Source organism: Jannaschia faecimaris (assembly GCF_900107415.1).
Lineage (GTDB): Bacteria > Pseudomonadota > Alphaproteobacteria > Rhodobacterales > Rhodobacteraceae > Jannaschia > Jannaschia faecimaris.
This window is the reverse complement of record NZ_FNPX01000012.1, coordinates 1-16,902: the sequence shown is the minus strand read 5'-3', so window position 1 is coordinate 16,902 and position 16,902 is coordinate 1. Positions and strand designations below refer to the sequence as shown.

Genomic DNA, 16,902 nt, shown 5'->3' with positions numbered 1-16,902 from the left:
CAAGGAGGTTCTCATGGAAAACATCGGACATTGGATCGACGGCAGCCACGTTGCCGGATCGGGACGTACCGCGGACGTCTTCAACCCGGCCACGGGCGAGGTGCAGGCCAAACTGTCGCTGGCCTCCGCATCCGAACTGGACCGCGCAGTGGAAATCGCCGCCGCCGCCCAACCCGCTTGGGAAAAAACCAATCCCCAGCGGCGCGCCCGCGTGCTGATGAAATTCGTGGACCTTCTGAACCGCGACATGGGCAAGCTGGCCGAGGCGCTGTCGCGCGAGCACGGCAAGACCCTGCCCGACGCGGCCGGGGACGTGCAGCGCGGCCTGGAGGTCGTGGAGTTCTGCATCGGTGCCCCGCATCACCTGAAGGGCGAATTCACTGATTCCGCCGGTCCCGGCATCGACATGTACTCCATGCGTCAGGCCCTTGGCGTCACGGCGGGCATCACGCCATTTAACTTCCCGGCCATGATCCCGATGTGGATGTTCGCGCCTGCGATCGCCTGCGGCAACGCTTTCATCCTAAAGCCGTCCGAGCGTGATCCCTCGGTCCCGATGATGTTGGTGAAACTGTTGGAGGAAGCCGGTCTTCCCAAGGGCATCCTGCAGGTCGTGAACGGCGACAAGGAAGTGGTCGACGCGATTCTCGACCACCCGGTGATCCAGTCGGTCGGCTTCGTCGGCTCGACCCCGATCGCGGCGTATATCTACGAGCGGGCCAGCGCGACCGGCAAGCGCGCGCAGTGTTTCGGCGGGGCCAAGAACCACATGATCATCATGCCGGACGCCGACATGGAGCAGGCTGCCGATGCGCTGGTCGGCGCGGGCTACGGCGCGGCGGGGGAACGCTGCATGGCGATTTCTGTGGCCGTGCCCGTCGGAGACGAGACCGCCGACCGCCTGATTTCCGCCCTTGCCCCCAAGGTCGAGGCGCTCAAGGTCGGCCCCTATTCTTCGGGCAAGGACGTGGATTTCGGTCCAGTGGTCACGGCAGCGGCCAAGCAGAACATCCTTGGTCTGATCCAGTCGGGTAAGGACGCGGGTGCCACGGCCGTCGTCGATGGCAGCCAGATGTCGGTACAGGGCTACGAAGATGGATTTTTCGTCGGCCCGGTCCTCTTTGACCACGTCACCAAGGACATGGATATCTACACCAAAGAGATTTTCGGCCCGGTCCTGTCGTGCGTGCGCGCGCAGACCTACGAAGACGCACTCGGCCTTGCCATGGACCATGAGTACGGCAACGGCACCGCGATTTTCACGCGCGACGGCGACGCCGCCCGTGACTTCGCCAAGCGTGTGAACGTCGGTATGGTCGGTGTGAACGTGCCGATCCCGGTTCCGCTGGCCTACCACACCTTCGGGGGCTGGAAGAAATCGATGTTCGGCGATTTGAACCAGCACGGCCCAGACGCCTTCAAGTTCTACACTCGCACCAAGACGGTCACCGCGCGCTGGCCCTCGGGCATCAAGGAAGGCGGCGAATTCTCCATTCCCGTAATGGAGTGACCCACCACCCCTGCGCGGCCATCGCGCCGCGCAGGGGTCAGGTTTCGGGCGGCGCTTCCGACAAAAGCGCGTCGAGGTCGAGCGGCGTATTCGAGACGAGGATCTTTCCATCTGCGTCGCGCGGCCAGTCCGTCGTCGCGCGATCACGGTAAAGTTCGACCCCGTTGCCGTCGGGATCGTCGAGATACACCGCCTCGCTGACCCCGTGATCGGCTTTTCCGGTCAGGACGTGCCCCGCCGCCAGCGCCCGCCGCACCGCCTGCGCCAGAGTGGCGCGGTCAGGATAAAGCCATGCCGAATGATATAGGCCTGCCCGCCGCTTGTCGGGCGCGGCACCGCCCGCGCTGTCCCATGTGTTGAGGCCCAGATAATGGTGATAGCCCTGCGACGACAGGAAGGCGGCCTGCGTGCCATAGAGCGTCATCAGGTCTAGCCCAACAACATCGCGGTAGAACGCAATCGCGCGGTTCAGGTCGGATACGCGAAGATGCACATGGCCAAGAACCGGCGCACTGTCGCTCGCAAGAGTTTCCGCTGTCATGGGTATCCTCGTAAGGTCAAAGCGATGCGGTGACCTTACGTCAAGTTCACTCCCGTTGTCACGGCAGTCCATCCGATCGACCGGCCTGTGCGCAACGAGTGCGCTGCGTCACGTCCGGTCATAAACCCGGGAACGGCACGTGAGAGAGGCGAAACGACTTTCGGCGAGGCAGCCGCTACCCGTTCAGATCGCGCGCACCGCTTAGACCTGCATCCGTGACTGTCGCAGGGCGCGGAGGGCCTCCGATCCGCTGACGGCGTGAAGTGGGTCTTCCGGCTCCTCCGGCAGGCCGCGCTTGACCACCTGCGGTGCCTTGCCCTTGGGCGGCGGACCAAAGGAGTTGCGCCCCCTGTCGCTGTCGATCACCATCAGGATCAGAAGGATGATGTATCCGACGATGGGAATCACAGAAACCCAGAACCACCAGCCGCTTCGATCTGTGTCGTGCAATCGGCGCACCATCACTGAAAGATGTGCGAACATTGGCCACAGGAGCGCCAGCGATGCCCACCACAGTTTGGCATTGAAACCATCCATGCGCGGCGCGATGAACTCCGTCTCCAACATCGTGCTCAGATCGCCTCCAGCGCCGCGAACCCCGATTTCGGCGACCATCCCAAGGAAAGGGAGCATCATCCAGATCGACGCGGCAAAGGACAACACCACATAAAATAGTGTAAACCACCAAAACTCACTGCGCGTCGCGCGGCCACGAAACCGGAACGGATTGAACATGCAGTGAATTGTCGCCGAAATCGGTCCCATTGTATCGTCCATTCCCATGATGCCCGTATCTACCAACTGCTGGCGAAATCGGGCAATGCGCGGGCGCGGATCAGGCCGACATCGGAAAATTCCCCTCAAATTTTATCGGCTGCAATTTGCCGCCGGGAACATAGGGTGGCGCGATTGTGAATACCGCCCCCTTTCCTGACCAATCGGACTTTGGTACTTCTTACCAAACGCATTAGGAGATCATGACATGAGTGATCATACCCGCCGCCGTCTGCTTCTTGGAGCGGCCGCGACATTGGCAACCCCTTCCATCCTGCGCGCGCAGGAATACACAGCCGAGTCGTTCGGCGGCGTAACCGGCCCGAGCGAGACCCGACGCAACATCTCCAGCTTCGAGCGGATCGACTGGCGAGACCACTTCGAGACGCTGGGCGTCGGCACGATCATCGCCGACACGACGTCCCGTGCGCTGCACTACTGGGATGCAACGGGTACTGACTACCGGCTCTACCCAACGTCAGTTCCGATGACAGATGAGCTGACCCGCCGCGGTTATTCCGAGATCGTCCGCAAGAAAGTCGGGCCCAGCTGGACCCCGACCACCAACATGCGGGAGCGGAATCCGGAATTGCCGATCCGAATGGAAGGCGGCGAGCCGGGCAACCCGCTCGGCACCCACGCGCTTTACCTCGACTGGCCCGCCTACCTGATCCATGGCACACACGACACGCGGAAGATCGGGCGTCGATCTTCGTCCGGCTGCATCGGCCTCTACAACGAAAAGATTGCCGAGCTGTTTTCACTCACGGCCGTCGGTACCCAAGTCCGCCTGATCTGAGCATCACGGGTCGCATTGGCCCCGCCAACCCAACGAATACGCTTGAACGCCATTGCCCCTCCGCTACGCTTCCTTAGCGGAGGTTTTTATGTCGATTAAGCGGGATAGCCCGGATTTCACCATCGGGATCGAGGAGGAATACCTGCTCACCGATGCGCAGACCGGCGCGCTGGTCCGCGCACCCGATGCCCTGATGAAGGCCTGTCGCGACGTTCTGGGCGATCAGGTCAGTCCTGAATTCCTTCAATGCCAGATTGAGGTCGGCACCGGCGTTTGCGCCAACATCGCCGAAGCACGATCAGACCTGTCGCACTTGCGCCGCACCGTTGCAGGCATCGCGGATGAACACGGCCTGAAACCGATCGCAGCCTCCTGCCACCCGTTTTCGGATTGGAGAGACCAGAGCTTTACCGACAAGGACCGCTACCGCGATCTGGAGCGTGATCTGCGCGGGGTGGCCCACCGGATGCTGATCTGCGGGATGCACGTCCATGTGGGCATCGCCGACCGCGACACGCGTATCGACCTTTGCAACCGCTTGACCGTCTACCTGCCACACCTTCTGGCCCTGTCCGCCTCCTCCCCGTTTTGGTCGGGCGCGGACACCGGGCTGTCATCCTACCGGTTAAGTGTGTTCGACAACATGCCGCGCACCGGCCTTCCGCCGCACCTTGACGATTGGGCCGACTGGCGGCGCAAGGTTGCCATGCTGACCGACATGGGGGTGATCGAGGATGCCTCCAAGATCTGGTGGGATCTGCGCCCGTCCGAAGCCTATCCGACGCTGGAGACGCGAATCTGCGACGTCTGCCCCCGGTTGGAAGATACATTGACCCTGGTCGCGCTGGTTCAGTCGCTGCTGCGGATGCTCTGGCGGACGGGGGGCGGCGCGCCAACGAACGACGACCTGTTTCTGACGCAGGAGAACCGCTGGCGTGCGCAGCGGTTCGGCCTGCGCGAAGGGCTGATCGACATGGAAACGCGGCGAATCCGCCCCGTAAGCGACGCCATGGACGACCTTATCGCCCTTGTAGCCCAGGATGCCGCACACTTGGGTGCCACAACGGAAGTCGCCCGCACGACCCAGATCGTCAAACGGGGTACCGCGGCGGCGCAACAACGCGCGATCCGCGACCGCGCGTTGCAAGACGGAGCCGACCGAACCGAAGCGATGCGGGCTGTGGTCCGTCACCTTGCCCGCGAGTTCACCGCCGATCTGTGACAGCTTGCCACCGGCAGCTACGCGGCCCATAATTGAACAGGCGTTCGATTAAGACACGGGAGGGTCTTGCATGGACTTCGCACTATCCGAGGAATCCGAAGCGATCTTCGACATGGCCCGCGACGTAGGTATGGCCGAAATCGCACCCAATGCCCGTGAATGGGAATTGCAGGGCACCATCCCCAAAGAGCTCTGGCCCAAGCTGGCACAGCTGGGGTTCGGTGCGCTCTACGTTTCGGAAGATCGGGGCGGCTCTGACCTTTCCCGCCTCGACGCGACGCTGGTGTTCGAAGCGCTGTCGATGGCATGCCCGTCCGTGGCAGCCTTCCTGTCAATCCACAACATGTGCGCCAAGATGATCGACACCTTCGGCTCCGACGACCTGAAGGCGCGGTATTTGCCCGACGCCGTCACAATGGAAAAGGTCTTCAGCTATTGCCTGACCGAACCGGGCAGCGGGTCGGATGCAGCGGCCCTGAAAACGAGAGCCGAACGCACAAACGACGGATACCGCCTGACCGGCACCAAGGCGTTCATCTCTGGCGGGGGGTACTCCGATGCGTATATCGTCATGGCCCGAACGGGCGAGGATGGCCCGAAGGGCGTGAGCGCCCTGATCGTCGAAGACGGAGCGGAAGGCCTGTCGTTCGGCGGACTGGAAGACAAGATGGGCTGGCGCTCCCAACCGACACGGCAGGTGCAGTTGGACGACTGCCCCGTGGATGCGGGAGATTTGCTGGGCGATGAGGGGCATGGGTTCACATACGCGATGATGGGCCTCGATGGCGGTCGGCTGAACATCGCCGCCTGTAGCCTTGGGGCCGCGCAACAGGCGCTGGACATGACCCTCGATTACATGCGCGAGCGCAAGGCTTTCGGAAAGCCGATCGCCGAATTCCAGGCCCTCCAATTTCGTCTGGCGGATATGGAAATCGAGCTTCAGGCGGCACGCACCTTCCTGCGCCAAGCGGCATGGAAGCTCGACACCGGGGCCCACGACGCCACCAAATTCTGCGCCATGGCCAAGAAGATGGTTACAGAAGTCGGCAGCCGCACCGTCGATCAATGCCTGCAACTTCATGGCGGTTATGGCTACCTTGCTGACTACGGGATCGAGAAACTGGTCCGCGACCTGCGGGTGCACCAGATCTTGGAAGGTACCAACGAGATCATGCGCATGATCGTCGCACGCGATATGCTGCGGGCATGAGACCCTGACATTACGGGCGGCAACGAGGGGCCAGCCCCTCGCGCTCCCCGGGATATTTCCGGCAAGAGGAAAGCCATGACTGACATCCTGATCCGCACCGAAGGACGTGCCGGGCGCATGACGCTGAACCGGCCCGATGTTCTAAACGCGCTGTCTTGGGACATGTGCCTTGAAATCGAAAAAGCTCTGCGAATCTGGGAATTGGATGACGACGTTCATGTAGTTTTGATCGACGGCGCGCCGGGGCGGGCCTTTTGCGCGGGCGGCGACATCCAGGCGATGCACACAGCGGGTAAGGAGCAACGGTGGGAATACGGCCAGCGCTTCTGGGCAGATGAATATCGCATGAACGCATTGCTGTTCCACTTTCCGAAACCTGTCGTTGCCTTCCTTCACGGCTTTACAATGGGCGGCGGAGTGGGGGTCGGGTGCCATGGGTCGCACCGCGTCGTCGACGACAGCAGCCGCATCGCAATGCCCGAATGTGGCATCGGGCTTGTACCCGACGTGGGCGGGTCGCTTCTGCTGGCACGTGCACCGGGGCGATTGGGCGAATATCTAGGCATCACGGGGGCCCGGATGGATGCTGGCGACGCGATTTATGCGGGGTTCGCGGATTACTACATCCCCGAAGACTGGGACGCGTTGAAGGCCGAGCTTTGCGAAACCGGCGACGTCAACGCGGTCGACGCCGCTGCCACCGTGGCACCCGCGTCGTCCTTTTCGGACCGGCAGGAAGAGATAGACGCGCTCTTCTCCGGTGAGACGCTGGCCGACATCGCCCGCGCACTGGACACCTCGAACAGTCCCCTGGCGCAAGACGCGCGCAAGGCGCTGGCCCGCAATTCGCCCCTCTCCATGGCCGCCTGCGTCGAGATTTTGCATCGTCTGGGCGACGACCCGACAATCGAACAGGCGATGGGCCTGGAATACCGCTTCACCGCCCGCGCCAGCGAAAAGGGCGACTTCATTGAGGGCATCCGCGCCCAGATCATCGACAAGGACCGGCAGCCCAAGTGGGCGCACCCCGGCCCGAAAGACGTGCCGCTGGCGGATGTTTCCGCGATGCTGCGCCCCTTCCCCCTGAACCTGGAGGCCCCGAAATGAAGATCTCGTTCATCGGACTTGGAAACATGGGCGGCCCGATGGCCGCGAATCTGGCCGGTGCGGGCCACACCGTCACCGGCTATGACATGGCCGCCCCCGCGCCCGAGGGCGTGACCATGGCCGAGAGCAGTGCCGCCGCCGCCAAGGGGGCCGAGGTAGTCATCACAATGCTACCCAATGGTGCGATCCTGCGCTCCGTCGCGGCCGAAGTTATCCCGGCCATGGACCCCGGTGCCATCCTGCTCGATTGCTCGACTGTCGACGTGGACAGCGCGCGCGCCGTGGCGGAAATGGCGGCCGAGAGCGGGTGCAGCGCGCTGGATGCGCCGGTTTCGGGCGGTATCGGCGGGGCCGCCGCCGGGACGTTGACCTTTATGGTGGGCGGGTCCGAGGATGCGCTGGCCCGCGCCATGCCGCTCTTCGAGGTCATGGGCGGGCGGACTGTTCATTGCGGTCCCTCGGGGAACGGACAGGCGGCAAAGATCTGCAACAACATGATCCTGGGCGCGACGATGGCGGTAACCTGCGAGGCCTTTGCGCTGGCCGACAAACTGGGCCTGGATCGGCAGGCGATGTACGATGTCGCCTCAACGTCCTCGGGCCAGTCTTGGTCTCTGACGACCTACTGCCCCGCGCCGGGCGTCGGGCCACAGTCGCCGTCGGACAATGACTACAAGCCAGGGTTCGCCGCCGAGCTTATGCAGAAGGACCTCGGCCTTGCCCTACAAGCCGCCGAGGCCGTCGACAGCCCCACGCCGCTGGGCACCGAGGCCTTGCGCCAATACGCGCAGTTCGTCGATGAGGAAAACGGCCGAGGCAAGGACTTCAGCGCCCTGCTGCCCCGCCTGGCGGCGCGCGGGCGTTAACGCGGTTTCCACCCATGCGAAAAGCCGCCCCGTGGGGCGGCTTTTCGCATGTCCGCAAGGGACAAGTGGCGCGGTTGACGGGGCTCGAACCCGCGACCCCCGGCGTGACAGGCCGGTACTCTAACCAACTGAGCTACAACCGCGTTGATGGCGGGATAACGGCGGCGCGCGGGGCGGTCAATGGGCTTTCGGGGACTTTGAGTGAGACACCGCATAACGACAGGTTACGGCGTCAACACACTTTGCTATCCGTTTTCCATGACCGTCCTCTACAACACCATCGGGATCGATTACGCCAACCTGCGACGCGCTGATCCTCGCATCGCGAAGCAGATCGATGCTGCATTGGGCGATGCCTGGAGTGTCCTGAATATCGGAGCAGGTGCAGGCAGTTACGAACCGACGGGCCGACAGGTCACCGCGATTGAACCGTCGGTCGAAATGATACGCCAGCGGCACGCGTCAAACGTTCGCGTGATGCTGGCAGCGGCCGAAGACCTGCCGTTCAGGGACCACACATTCGGTGCAGCCATGGCCGTGCTGACGATCCATCATTGGTCCGACAAGGTGGCAGGCATACGGAAGATGCGCCGGGTGACCCGGGGCGGCTTGTCCTTCTTACCTATGATCCGGAGTATCAGGGATTCTGGCTGGCCGATTACGTTCCTGCGCTGGTGACATCGGATCGCGGACAAATGCCGACGCTGGCGGAACTGGAATCCTGGCTTGGCCCGATAAGAGTGACTCCGGCCCCTATCCCGCATGATTGCAGCGATGGCTTCCTCGCCGCGTATTGGCGTTGCCCCACCGCCTATCTGGATAACCGCCTGCGCGCTGCGATGTCGCCCTTCCAAATGCTGGGCGATGTGTCGGAAGGACTGACAAAGTTGAACGACGACCTGCGCAGCGGGGACTGGACGCGTCGATACGGGCACCTGGCAGACCTGATCGAACTGGACTGCGGGTATCGCTTTGTGACAGCTGGTTGACCCAGACCAATAAGAGCCATCTGGAACACCGCAAAAGCCCCACGACATGCGCCATGAACACACAGCTTTGAAATCGGGAGAGTGGCGCGGTTGACGGGGCTCGAACCCGCGACCCCCGGCGTGACAGGCCGGTACTCTAACCAACTGAGCTACAACCGCGCATCCGCCGGCTGCCCGGCGTGTTGGGTGTCTATGGCGCGGTCCGGTGGGCGTCAAGCGACGAAACGCAGCGTTCTTCACCTTTTCTACGAGTGAGCGGACCCGCCCCGACCGACAAGCTCATCGTGGCGGAAGCGGGATGTGCTCTGCATCATCGCCCGGCGGCAGCCTGAACCGACCGTGCGCCCAATCACCGGCACGCCAGGCTTCCTTGGCGGCCTCGATCTTGTCCTTGGACGATGCAACGAAATTCCACCAGATATGGCGCGGCCCTTCCAAGGTGTCCCCCCCCAAAAGCAGGATGCGCGCGCCCTGCCCCCCGGCCTTCAGCGAGAGGGCATCACCAGGGCGAAACACCATCATGCGGCCCGCTTCAAAGCGTTGACCGCCCACCGAAACCTCACCCGAGAGAACATAGACGCCCCGATCCTCGTGATCGTCCGGAAGCGGGATCATTGCGTGCGCTTCCAACGCGGCATCGGCGTAGAACATGCGGCTCGCCGTCTCGACCGGAGCCGTCTCGCCCCAGGCATCGCCGAGGATCAGCCGGACTTGCTTGCCTTCAGCCTCCAACATGGGCAGCGTAGATTTGGCAGCATGGATGAAATCGGCTGGTCGGTCCTCTTGGTCTTCCGGCAAGGCCACCCAGGTCTGGATCCCGAAAAGCGACTTCTCCGTCTTGCGATAATCGCCGTCCATCCGTTCCGAATGGGTGATGCCGTTGCCGGCGACCATCCAGTTGACCGCACCGGGTTCGATCCACTGGTCCGTGCCAAGGGAATCGCGGTGATGAATGCGCCCCTTGAGCAAATATGTCACCGTCGCCAACCCGATGTGCGGGTGTGGCCGAACGTCGATTCCCTGCCCCGTCAGGAATTCCGCAGGGCCCATCTGATCAAAGAAAATGAAGGGACCAACCATTTGGCGTCGAGGCGCAGGCAGGGCCCGGCGCACCTCGAAACCGCCGATGTCGCGGGCCCTTGGCACGATTACGGTCTCGATCGCGTCAACGGCGTCGCCAATCGGCACGTGGGTATCGAGGATCGGGTTCCAACTCATATCCTGCCTCCTTTATCTGTACGAAACAGAATGTAGCATCGTTCCCATTTGAACATAATAATGATGACCGAACGATTTCTGCGCTTAAACGCACATATATTCTCTCTCATAACCAAATACCCTAGCGTCGCACAGAACGAGGTGAGGAGCCGAAAGACCATGACCAAAACCGCAGTTGTAACAGGGGCCGCACGTGGCATCGGCCTTGCGACGACGAAACTGTTCCTGGCCGAGGGCAGGACGGTCGTGATGATCGATAACGACACGGAGGAGTTGGCCCGCGCCGCAGAAGGCCTGACGGGCGCGGTCGCCCTGCCGGGTGATGTCAGCGACCCGACCGGCATCGATGCGCTGGTCAACGTAACGATTGAAGCCTTGGGACGTGTCGATGCGCTTGTGAACAATGCCGGATTGGCAGACTTCGGCCCGATCGAGGGAACGACCTTTGAGCGGTGGCGCACAGTCATGGCGACCAATCTGGACGGCGTGTTCCTAATGTCGCAGGCATTTACGCCGGCGCTGAAGGCCACGCGCGGGGCAATCGTTAATATCGCGTCGATCAGCGCCTTGCGCGCCTCGACCCTGCGCGTGGCCTACGGCACGTCCAAGGCGGGTGTGGCCCATCTGACGCAACAGCAAGCCGTGGAACTGGGCGAATACGGCATTCGCGCCAACTGCGTCTGCCCTGGCCCGGTGCGCACCAAGCTGGCGATGGCTGTTCACACGCAGGACATTATCGACGCCTATCACGACGCCATTCCGCTCAATCGCTATGGGTCGGAAAACGAAATCGCCGAGGCCATCGTCTGGCTGTGTTCAGACAAGGCGAGCTTCGTCACGGGACAACGGTTGGCCGTGGACGGCGGATTCGAAGCGTCTGGAATCGGCTTGCCGTCGCTCAGGGTCTGACGCGGCGGAGCAAATCTTCGATCGGAGGATGCTGAGTTCCGCTCACCCATCACACGGGCTGCCGTTGACCCAATTCGGAACGTGACAGTCCAAGAAAACGGAACGAACGTGACGGGCTTCATGGTGGGTGGTGAGGGGCTCGAACCCCCGACATCCTCGGTGTAAACGAGACGCTCTACCAACTGAGCTAACCACCCGTGAGCGCTGCCATAGCGCGCTGCGCGCGGCGCATCAAGTCAGCGCAGCAATGTTTCGCGACCATTCTCGATCCAGTGTACCACGCCCTGCGGATCATCCATCGCATCCCAACCCGACCGAGGAGTGCCCAAGGTGCGCGCGCGCAGAAGAATCGAGGTGACGCCATGCGTCACAACGATCGTGGGTCCGGTCAATTCAGCCAGAAAATGCGCGACCCGTGCCTCGGCGGACGCGGCATCTTCGCCACCGGGGGCCGTGAATTTCCACAAGACGCCCGGCGGTGGCTCAAGCTCGGAGATCAGGCGACCTTCCCAGTCCCCCAGCCCGATTTCGCGCAATCCTTCCTTCATACGCCCGGTCAGCCCGGCCAGCGCCGCTGTCTGTCTTGCGCGACCTTGCGGACTAATCTGCACATTGCAGCGCAAACTGACAATTCGGCGTAGGATCGCGCCCTGCCGCGCTGCCTGCACCTGCCCCAAGGCAGTCAGCGGCGAATTCAGCGTGCCCTGCAAGCGACCCGACCGGTTCCAGACGGTCTCACCGTGCCGCAGAATATAGAGAGGCGGCATTGGCGGACCAGGCAATGGAAAAATGGAAACGGTGGTGGGTGATAAGGGATTTGAACCCCTGACATCTTCGATGTGAACGAAGCGGCCATCAGTCAAGCTATTGATGTTTCGTCAGCCGAACACTTCATATTCACGGCATGTTCCCTGTTTATCCAGCCGAGTTCCGGTTCGCAAGGTTCACTGAACCACCAACCACTTCGTAGGAGACGATGACATGAGCGAACTGAAACCGATTGAGACTGCACCGAAGGAAGGGGCCCGATTCCTGGGCGTTTGAAATCGACCAATTCGATGGGGCGGAAGGGTATCGCGTTGCGTGGCGGCAAGACGATGGCCCGGAATGGTCGGAGCGCCCTATCGCATTGATGGCGAAGCCCCCTTCGATGCACATTCTCGAAAGAATGGGTTTCTGTTGATAAATTATTAAGACTTTCGAACCAATGACTTCCTTGACCAAACGCCCGGTCAGCAATGAAACCCTATTGAGTTGGATCGCTTTACTGACGATCCATCCCCACGCGGCGAAGATAACGTTGATTTTATAAATTCGAAGGGCAAAATCGAATTCTCATCCCAAAGAGGAAGGCCAAAACTATAAATCAAGCTATCACCTTCCTTAAATCGGGATTTAACACGATAATTTTTTAAATTATCTCGTGTAGTAGCCCTACCTCTCACCACACATACCTAGGATAGAGGCGTCTTCAAGGGCAGCTTCTATTCGGTCTCCGTTCGGACCACGAGCAAACAGAAAGTAAAAAATTCTATTTTTCTCTTTACCTACAGTCCCATCACAGTAGTAGTTAATTTCGGTATTTCCAGGTTGCGGAAACTGTATTTCCGATTGACACTCATGTAGATCGGCGGGCTCGATAAAATAATTATTTCCTAATGCAGTAGCACCAGAAACTGCTGTACCAATAGCAAACGGAAGCAAATCCCCTGACCTCCGCTTGATATCATAAGTAGCCAAGTCAATCTGCAAGACCGACCTTACGCGCTGCCTATCATTAACACACTTTTCGACTGAATGAGTTGTATCAATAATTACGCCGCACTCCTGAATACTTACGGTTATATTATCGTATATCGACATCCCTCCACTCCGCAATGCGGTCAAGATTTCCTCAGTAATATCTGAGTAATTTCTGTCGACATCTTTGCCGTTTTCGACATCCTTGCCGATATAGACATGCTGATTCTGCACCATCCACAACCCACTTAGAAAAAGGCAGCCGACACAAATGACACGTATAGAATTCACGGATATTTCCCCCCTGACGCCTCTGATGTTGATTGATATGATTATTCCATGCCGAGCCCATAGGGGCCATAAGCTACATGCAAGGTGTCAAGATTAAATTCGAAAACACGGAAGGGATCTATGCATATGTGGATGACGTAGCTCAATTCGTTGACGCTATCCCGAATAAAGCCGTTGGTCCGATTAGGAAGTTATTCATCGATATGGTGAATGGATCAAAGGATGTCATGGATATCTATAACGAGCATCCTTATTCATCTGAATGGCGGGCAGCCGTTACTGACACGGGAAACCTATTGGATAATGCTACTTGGGAGTTAAATAGCGTCAGAGCCCATCAGACCCGGATAGGGATGGGGATCCTTATAATGCCTCATTTCATTCACCCAATAGGTTCGTGGAGGAATTTTTCCCCGGAACACTCGTAACTCAGGAGGAAAACCATAGTTTATGGTATTATTTATACAGCGTTCTTGAGAACCCGCCAACTTCCCCGCTTGTCTTAGATCTCGATGGTGATGGGATCGAGCTAACGTCGGTCAATGGTGCTACGGCGTTCTTCGACGTCGGCGCAGACGGCTTTGCTGAAGCTACAGGTTGGGTTGCGGCCGATGACGGGATGCTGGCACTGGACGTGGACGGCAACGGGATCATCGACGACGGCTCGGAGCGGTACGGCGAGCGGACTTTCGCTGTAGCAGCGATGAACGACGGCTTTGCGGACTTTGCTGCCGTTCGCCGCAACTTAACCAATGACTGCTTCGCTGTGCCAGATGGGTTCATGGGCGCTGAAACTTTCGACGCGCATCATCAGCCATAGTGCGCATGGCGCAGCCTTCACTATGATCGTTAATCAGCCCCATTGCTTGCATGAAAGCAAATGCTGTTGTTGGCCCAAGAAATTTCCACCCACGACGCTTCAGTTCTCGCGCGAGCGCGATCGAACTTTCGCTCGTGGATTGCGTTTGTGGCGCACCAAGTTCTTCTGGCTTTGGCTCAAAACCCCAGAAGAAGGCTGCGAGTGATCCTTCTGTACCGGTCATCTCCACCGCGCGCGCTGCGTTGTTAATGACCGCCGTGATCTTGCCCCGGTGACGTACGATGTTCTCGTCGCTCAGCAGACGATCTATGTCACTTGCATCGTAGCGCGCGATCTTGTGAAAATCGAAGCCATCGAATGCGGCGCGAAACCCATCCCGCTTGTTGAGGATCGTTCGCCAGCTCAGCCCGGATTGAAAGCTCTCCAGACAAAGCTTTTCAAACAAGCGAATATCGTCCGAGACCGGAAAACCCCACTCGCGGTCGTGGTAGTCAAGAAACTCAGGCGCTGCACCACACCATTTGCAGCGGGGCTCCCCATCTGGCCCAACGAATTCAGTCATACCGTGCAATCTCCCAAAAACGACAGGCGAGTGTCGGTTTGGCCGAGAGAGAATTCTTGGATATGCGGCACAACGATGCCTTCGCGCACAAACGGATCATCCGTGACACGTAGCTCCAACAATGCCCGGTCGATGCTTGCAGTCAGAAGGACACCACCCGGTTGCGGCTTCAGGCTGCCAACCAAAAGAAACACACCATCTTCGAAGCCACTGGCAATCCAGTCGTTATGAGCGGCCATGAAGTCCGGCGCTTTTGACTTCTGCTCCGTCAGAGTCATCGTGATAATGTACATGGTCAATCCTCTTCATCATTTTTATCTTGCCGCCCTGCGACAGCGTCGAGCCAAGCCAGCATTTGCTCGACCTCTGTTTCGAGAAACGGCTCATCGGGGTAGGCATTTGCCAATGTCGCAGCGCCTTGGCTGCGCGCCAGAATGTGCATGGCCAGTGCGTCGGCGTCGTCCGACCGACCCATCTCCTCGAAGCGACGGCGCAGCCAGATGCGAAACAAATCAAACAACGCGCGCGCACTCGATCCGCTGGGATGTTTCAATTTAGCCAGTTCCAAGAAGAGGGTGCCAACCGGGCATCCATACGAGCGAATTTTTTCGCTATTCGTCATCAAGATGCGAATGAAACTCGCGACGCATTGCTTTGGTGTCTGGTCGCTGCCGATCCACCCCTCAAGCATTGCATGACGATCCCTGATGCGACGTTCGATCACCGCATCAAGGATCTCGTCCTTTGTCTTAAAGTGGTAGTAGAAATTGCCGCGCGAGATTCCGACGACCTCGGCAATATTTGCAAAGGAGGTGACATCAAAGCCACTTTCATAGAATAGCCGATCGGCCGTGGTGACAATCTTTTCACGCGTCGCGGATGCTGCCATTTTGGAGCCTTTCGAGGGAATTAGAGTCAGGCTGCCGACACCAGATTTTGGTCAGCAAAGGGGTAGTCGTTGTAGCCAGTTTCCCCTCCAATATAGAATGTTGTCTTGTCGACGGTATTCAGAGGAAGATTATCGCGGAAACGCCTTACAAGGTCGGGGTTTGCAAGAAACGGTGTGCCGAACGCCACCAAATCAGCATGACCAGACAGAATTGCGAATTCGGCATCAGCCTTGCTGTATCCGTTATTCGCAATGTACGTTCCTGGAAACAAGCTTCGTAGCTTGCCGTAGTCTACGTTTCTTGCCGACCCTTCAATATGGCCTGTGAAACCCATGCTGGCTTCAGTCACATGAAGATACCCCAAACCACGGTCTGAGATAGCTTCTACGACGCTCTCGAAATGACCCTGCGGATTTGAGTCGCTCATCCCGTTGAAACTGTTTTCCGGGGACAGTTTCAGGCCGACGCGCTCCGCAGGGAAAACATCCAAAACTGCATCAAGGACTTCCTGAAGAAACCGCATCCTGTTTTCGATTGTTCCGCCGTAGGCGTCTGTTCGATTGTTCGTCCCGTCTCGGAGGAACTGATCAATCAGGTAGCCATTTGCACCATGAACTTCGACGCCATCTAGACCCGCATCGAGCGCATTTTGCGCGGCCTGACGGAACTGATCGACCACATCGACGATTTCCGATGTTTCAAGTTGCCTTGGTGTCTCAAAATCCTGGTAGCCTCTGGCCGTGAATGCAGAACCAGTCGGCTTGATAGCCGATGGAGCAACCGGCAGAGCATTCTCTTCCTGATGGGATGGATGCGAAATACGGCCGCAATGTTGAAGCTGTGCAAACATGCGTCCGCCTTTTGAGCGAACTGAATTCATGACCCGCAACCAGCCTGCGGTTTGCTGCTGGGTGAAAATGCAAGGTGTATTTGGATAACCGACACCCTGTTGAGATACTGGTGCGGATTCTGAAATGATCAGCCCCGCAGTCGCCCGATGTCCGTAGTGGTCAACCATCAGCTGGCTAGGAACGCCGCTCTCCATTGCCCTGCTGCGAGACATAGGTGCCATCACCATTCGGTTTGGAAGTTTAAGGCTCCCTAAGGAGGTCGGGGAGAGAAGGTCTTTTGTCATTTGGTTTTCCTATCTGCACTTATAGGTCATTTGCCCTAACAGCGGTTTTAGGACGCTTGCCCTAATACGTCAAGCATGTTCTTTTGGACGAGCCCAGTTTTACCGTGAGAACGTGCGGGCACTGGAAGTGGTACGCGACTGCAATCTCAAAATGCAAAAAGGGTATTGTCCAACTCGTTTGTCGAATAGCGGCCATTCGTGCACGCAGCAGCATCCGGATTTCTGGGCTCGAAGCTGCCCTTCGCTGCTACAAACGCAAAGGTCCGCTCTGGGCCGCAAGCGCACCCAAAGAAGCCCCCCAAACGCAAAAATCCCCCAA

The 16,902-nt window shown here is 59.2% G+C and carries 19 protein-coding genes and 3 tRNA genes; 10 read left to right on the top strand and 12 right to left on the bottom strand.

What is annotated here, in order from left to right:
• The first annotated feature begins 13 nt into the window (after positions 1–13).
• On the top strand, positions 14–1,510 hold the full coding sequence (locus BLV27_RS12755) for a CoA-acylating methylmalonate-semialdehyde dehydrogenase (protein ID WP_092646578.1): 1,497 nt from the start codon (positions 14–16) through the stop codon (positions 1,508–1,510).
• A 37-nt stretch (positions 1,511–1,547) separates the two neighbouring features.
• Here BLV27_RS12755 and BLV27_RS12750 read toward each other — a convergent pair whose 3' ends face one another.
• Both BLV27_RS12750 and BLV27_RS12745 read right to left on the bottom strand, forming a co-directional pair.
• On the bottom strand, positions 1,548–2,051 hold the full coding sequence (locus BLV27_RS12750; protein WP_092646576.1) for a VOC family protein: 504 nt from the start codon (positions 2,049–2,051) through the stop codon (positions 1,548–1,550).
• Positions 2,052–2,252: 201 nt separating this feature from the next.
• Complete coding sequence (locus BLV27_RS12745) at positions 2,253–2,828, bottom strand: DUF805 domain-containing protein (RefSeq protein ID WP_170831446.1); 576 nt, start codon at positions 2,826–2,828, stop codon at positions 2,253–2,255.
• Positions 2,829–3,033: 205 nt separating this feature from the next.
• Here BLV27_RS12745 and BLV27_RS12740 point away from each other — a divergent pair, with 205 nt between their 5' ends.
• The 5 genes from BLV27_RS12740 (at position 3,034) to mmsB (ending at position 8,029) form a co-directional block, all read left to right on the top strand.
• Positions 3,034–3,624, top strand: coding sequence for a L,D-transpeptidase (locus BLV27_RS12740; protein ID WP_092646572.1), 591 nt, complete (start codon positions 3,034–3,036; stop codon positions 3,622–3,624).
• Positions 3,625–3,712: 88 nt separating this feature from the next.
• Entirely contained in the window at positions 3,713–4,846 is a 1,134-nt protein-coding gene (locus BLV27_RS12735; protein ID WP_092646570.1) for a carboxylate-amine ligase, read from the top strand.
• Between the two features lie 70 nt (positions 4,847–4,916).
• Positions 4,917–6,056, top strand: coding sequence for an acyl-CoA dehydrogenase family protein (locus BLV27_RS12730; RefSeq protein WP_092646568.1), 1,140 nt, complete (start codon positions 4,917–4,919; stop codon positions 6,054–6,056).
• Positions 6,057–6,131: 75 nt separating this feature from the next.
• Entirely contained in the window at positions 6,132–7,163 is a 1,032-nt protein-coding gene (locus BLV27_RS12725) for an enoyl-CoA hydratase/isomerase family protein (protein ID WP_092646566.1), read from the top strand.
• Positions 7,160–8,029 carry a 3-hydroxyisobutyrate dehydrogenase gene (mmsB, locus tag BLV27_RS12720; RefSeq protein ID WP_092646563.1) on the top strand — a complete coding sequence of 290 codons (870 nt, stop codon included), beginning with the start codon at positions 7,160–7,162 and terminating at the stop codon, positions 8,027–8,029. The genes BLV27_RS12725 and mmsB overlap by 4 nt, the downstream gene beginning before the upstream one ends.
• A 66-nt stretch (positions 8,030–8,095) precedes the next feature.
• Here the strand turns inward: mmsB and BLV27_RS12715 are convergent.
• A tRNA-Asp gene (locus BLV27_RS12715) sits at positions 8,096–8,172 on the bottom strand.
• A 58-nt stretch (positions 8,173–8,230) separates the two neighbouring features.
• On the opposite strand from BLV27_RS12715, the gene BLV27_RS19570 reads away from it, so the two are divergent.
• Positions 8,231–8,707, top strand: a complete 477-nt coding sequence (locus BLV27_RS19570; protein WP_211605512.1) for a class I SAM-dependent methyltransferase — start codon at positions 8,231–8,233, stop codon at positions 8,705–8,707.
• A gap of 17 nt (positions 8,708–8,724) precedes the next feature.
• Entirely contained in the window at positions 8,725–9,018 is a 294-nt protein-coding gene (locus BLV27_RS19565) for a hypothetical protein (RefSeq protein ID WP_211605511.1), read from the top strand.
• Positions 9,019–9,100: 82 nt separating this feature from the next.
• Here the strand turns inward: BLV27_RS19565 and BLV27_RS12705 are convergent.
• Both BLV27_RS12705 and BLV27_RS12700 read right to left on the bottom strand, forming a co-directional pair.
• Positions 9,101–9,177: transfer RNA gene (locus tag BLV27_RS12705), tRNA-Asp, on the bottom strand.
• Between the two features lie 120 nt (positions 9,178–9,297).
• Complete coding sequence (locus BLV27_RS12700; RefSeq protein WP_092646561.1) at positions 9,298–10,236, bottom strand: pirin family protein; 939 nt, start codon at positions 10,234–10,236, stop codon at positions 9,298–9,300.
• A 159-nt stretch (positions 10,237–10,395) separates the two neighbouring features.
• Here BLV27_RS12700 and BLV27_RS12695 point away from each other — a divergent pair, with 159 nt between their 5' ends.
• Entirely contained in the window at positions 10,396–11,145 is a 750-nt protein-coding gene (locus BLV27_RS12695) for an SDR family NAD(P)-dependent oxidoreductase (RefSeq protein ID WP_092646559.1), read from the top strand.
• 121 nt (positions 11,146–11,266) lie between these two features.
• On the opposite strand, the gene BLV27_RS12690 is transcribed toward BLV27_RS12695, so the two are convergent.
• The 3 genes from BLV27_RS12690 to BLV27_RS19110 form a co-directional block, all read right to left on the bottom strand.
• Positions 11,267–11,342, bottom strand: a tRNA-Val gene (locus BLV27_RS12690).
• A gap of 39 nt (positions 11,343–11,381) precedes the next feature.
• Positions 11,382–11,912, bottom strand: coding sequence for a histidine phosphatase family protein (locus BLV27_RS12685; protein ID WP_092646557.1), 531 nt, complete (start codon positions 11,910–11,912; stop codon positions 11,382–11,384).
• 667 nt (positions 11,913–12,579) lie between these two features.
• Entirely contained in the window at positions 12,580–13,176 is a 597-nt protein-coding gene (locus tag BLV27_RS19110; protein WP_139176630.1) for a hypothetical protein, read from the bottom strand.
• Positions 13,177–13,573: 397 nt separating this feature from the next.
• Between BLV27_RS19110 and BLV27_RS19105 the strand changes: the two genes are divergently transcribed.
• Entirely contained in the window at positions 13,574–13,996 is a 423-nt protein-coding gene (locus BLV27_RS19105; RefSeq protein ID WP_139176628.1) for a hypothetical protein, read from the top strand.
• Here BLV27_RS19105 and BLV27_RS12670 read toward each other — a convergent pair.
• From BLV27_RS12670 to BLV27_RS12655, 4 genes are read right to left on the bottom strand one after another with little or no spacing between them, the layout of a single operon-like run.
• The gene (locus BLV27_RS12670) at positions 13,956–14,558 is read right to left on the bottom strand and encodes a DNA-3-methyladenine glycosylase I (RefSeq protein WP_092646552.1); all 603 of its coding nucleotides are present in this window, start codon (positions 14,556–14,558) and stop codon (positions 13,956–13,958) included. The genes BLV27_RS19105 and BLV27_RS12670 overlap by 41 nt on opposite strands.
• Positions 14,555–14,851 (bottom strand): YciI family protein, encoded by a 297-nt coding sequence (locus BLV27_RS12665; protein ID WP_092646550.1) that lies wholly within the window; start codon positions 14,849–14,851, stop codon positions 14,555–14,557. Before BLV27_RS12665 ends, BLV27_RS12670 begins: the two co-directional genes overlap by 4 nt.
• 2 nt (positions 14,852–14,853) lie before the next feature.
• On the bottom strand, positions 14,854–15,447 hold the full coding sequence (locus BLV27_RS12660; RefSeq protein ID WP_092646548.1) for a TetR/AcrR family transcriptional regulator: 594 nt from the start codon (positions 15,445–15,447) through the stop codon (positions 14,854–14,856).
• Positions 15,448–15,473: 26 nt separating this feature from the next.
• On the bottom strand, positions 15,474–16,583 hold the full coding sequence (locus tag BLV27_RS12655; RefSeq protein ID WP_092646546.1) for an alkene reductase: 1,110 nt from the start codon (positions 16,581–16,583) through the stop codon (positions 15,474–15,476).
• Positions 16,584–16,902 lie beyond the last annotated feature (319 nt).